This is a genomic window from Rhizocola hellebori (genome assembly GCF_016862955.1).
GTDB classification, from domain to species: domain Bacteria; phylum Actinomycetota; class Actinomycetes; order Mycobacteriales; family Micromonosporaceae; genus Rhizocola; species Rhizocola hellebori.
On record NZ_BONY01000178.1, the window covers coordinates 1 to 2501 of the forward strand.

3 protein-coding genes are annotated in these 2501 nt (G+C 66.7%); 2 read left to right on the top strand and 1 reads right to left on the bottom strand.

The window, feature by feature from the left end:
- On the bottom strand, positions 1-809 hold an 809-nt coding region (locus tag Rhe02_RS49330), incomplete at its 3' end, for a DUF1028 domain-containing protein (protein ID WP_203915534.1).
- Positions 810-840: 31 nt separating this feature from the next.
- Between Rhe02_RS49330 and Rhe02_RS49335 the strand changes: the two genes are divergently transcribed.
- Positions 841-1338: a polyadenylate-specific 3'-exoribonuclease AS gene (locus Rhe02_RS49335; protein ID WP_203915535.1), complete on the top strand. Its 498-nt coding sequence runs from the start codon at positions 841-843 to the stop codon at positions 1336-1338.
- A gap of 102 nt (positions 1339-1440) precedes the next feature.
- Positions 1441-2466 carry a 6-phosphofructokinase gene (locus Rhe02_RS49340; RefSeq protein WP_203915536.1) on the top strand — a complete coding sequence of 342 codons (1026 nt, stop codon included), beginning with the start codon at positions 1441-1443 and terminating at the stop codon, positions 2464-2466.
- The last annotated feature ends 35 nt before the right edge of the window (positions 2467-2501 follow it).

A 2501-nucleotide genomic window follows, 5' to 3' on the forward strand; every position in this document is an offset into this window, starting at 1 on the left:
CGCAAATATTGCAGCACGATTAGGTCGATCATGCCGGGGACCATGCGTTCTTCGAGGTTTTCTACGCCTGCCCAGTCGGCGAGGGCGGCGTCGAGATCTGGCGCGTCGGTGGCGAGCAGGGACCTGACCTCTTCGGCGAGTGGGCCTTCTAGGGGCATGAGCTTGCTCGGGTCCGGTTTCCCGAAGAGCATCTCGTGGATGTCGAGCAGGCGTGCCATCTCCGCGCACGGGTTCGGGTGATCATCCACTCGCAGGTCGACGACGACATCGCTGGTGCCGCCGTAGCCCTGACCCGCGGCCACCACCAGCAGCGACGCGCTTTGCCGGCCCCGCCGATCGCCGCCCGCCGCGTCGCCGGCGCGCAGCGCGGCCAGCAGCCGCACCGCGAGCGCTTCGCCGGGGGAGGAGGCCAGCCACGCGTCACGCATCGCCTCGACCACCTCGGGCCCGGTGAGGATGTTGCCCTGGATCGCGTAGCCGTCACCGGCGACACCGCCGGCCCAGGCGTGGCATGCCTCGCCGGTGTAGGTGGCGCCCGGCCCGCTTGTGCCCACGACACCGAGCTGGCGCTGGGCCCGCCCGGGATCGGCCGCGGTCAGGCCGGCCACCACGTCCGGGGGCATCACTCCGGTACCCAGCAGACAAAGCCCTTGGGGTCGATAGGCGAGATTGGCGTAGGACTGCGTGGCGAGCGCGCCGACCCCTGCCGCCGCCGCGGGCACGGCCGCACCCACGGCGAGGAACTTGCTCGCCACGGCCACCCCGTGCGCGGTGCCGTCGGCGGAACGCGCGACTATCGAGAACGTCATGCCGGCCGAGGTTAGTAGAAGATGGACTCCCATGGCGTACGAGTACTTTTACGATTGTGAATTTATTGAGGATGGAGTGACCATCGACCTTGTCTCGATCGGTGTGGTGGATGAATACGGACGTGAGTTCTATGCGGTCTCCACCGAATTCGATCCGGAAAAGGCGATTCCCTGGGTCCGCGATAACGTTCTCAATCGATTGCCCTCGCCGGCCGACAAGGCTTGGCGTTCGCGCGCTGCCATTCGGGATGATTTGCTGGAATTTCTGACCGAGCCGCTGCGGGGCCGTCCACAGGAGACCATCGACCTGTGGGCCTGGTACGGCGCGTACGACCACGTCGCGCTCTGTCAGCTGTGGGGCGCCATGCCGGCGTTGCCAAGAGTTATCCCACGTTTCACCAAGGAGCTTCGGCAGCTCTGGGACGAGAAGGGGCGGCCGCCACTGCCCACAGCGGCGAGCGCCAGGCACGATGCCCTGGTCGACGCCAGACACAACCTGGCGCGCTGGAGGACTCTCCAGCGCAGGTAACGGGGTTGTTTCGGTATAGTCCCCAACTGCGGCCATCGCACTTGAGGCACACCGGCAACGACGCCGAGCCACCATCGCATCCCTATCTGGGAGGATCAAAAAATGCGTATCGGCGTACTCACCGGAGGCGGCGACTGCCCCGGTCTCAACGCGGTCATTCGCGCCGTAGTCCGCAAGGGCGTCGGCACCTATGGGCACGAATTCGTGGGCTTCCGTGACGGTTGGAAAGGCCCGCTGGAGAACAAGACAATGCCGCTGACCGTCAAAGAGGTGCGGGGCATCCTGCCCCGTGGCGGCACCATCCTGCGCTCATCGCGGACGAACCCGTTCAAGATTGAGGGCGGCGTCGAGCGGATCAAAGCGAACCTGGCCGAGCTGGGCGTGGACGCGCTCGTGGCCATCGGCGGGGAAGACACGCTGGGGGTCGCGACCAAGCTGACCGATCTGGGCGTGAACGTCGTCGGCGTGCCGAAGACCATCGACAACGACCTCAACGCCACCGATCTCACCTTCGGCTTCGACACCGCGGTGAACATCGCCATGGAGGCGATCGACCGGCTGCACACCACCGCCGAGTCGCACCACCGTGCCGTCGTCGTGGAGGTCATGGGCCGCCACGCAGGCTGGATCGCGCTGCACGCCGGGCTCGCGGGTGGCGCCAACGTCATCCTGCTGCCGGAGCGCAGGTTCGATCTGGCCGATGTGATCGCTCATGTCCAGAAGCGCTTCGAGATCGACTACTCGCCGATCATCGTGATCGCCGAGGGTGCCATGCCCGCCGACGGCGACATGGTCACGGTCACCGGCGAGCTGGACTCCTTCGGCCATGTCCGCCTCGGCGGCATCGGCAACTGGCTGGCCCAGCAGATCGTGCAGCAGACCGGCAAGGAAGCCCGCGCGGTCGTGCTCGGGCACATCCAGCGAGGCGGCACCCCGAGCGCCTTCGACCGGGTGCTCGCCACCCGATTCGGCCTGGCCGCGATCGACGCCGTGAACGACCGGGACTTCGGCAAGATGGTCGCCCTGCGTGGCACGGAAATCATCCGCGTGCCGCTCATCGAAGCCACCAAGGAACTCAAAACCGTTCCCGCGCACCGCTTCGCCGAAGCCGAAGCGTTCTTTGATTGAGAGAACGAGCGCGAAAGCAGCGCCGCGCCGGTGTC

What these genes read in the sequence shown, in the direction of transcription:
- Rhe02_RS49335 (WP_203915535.1), top strand. Translation starts at nt 841, where the DNA reads ATGGCGTACGAGTACTTTTACGATTGTGAATTTATTGAGGATGGAGTG.
- Rhe02_RS49340 (WP_203915536.1), top strand. Translation starts at nt 1,441, where the DNA reads ATGCGTATCGGCGTACTCACCGGAGGCGGCGACTGCCCCGGTCTCAAC.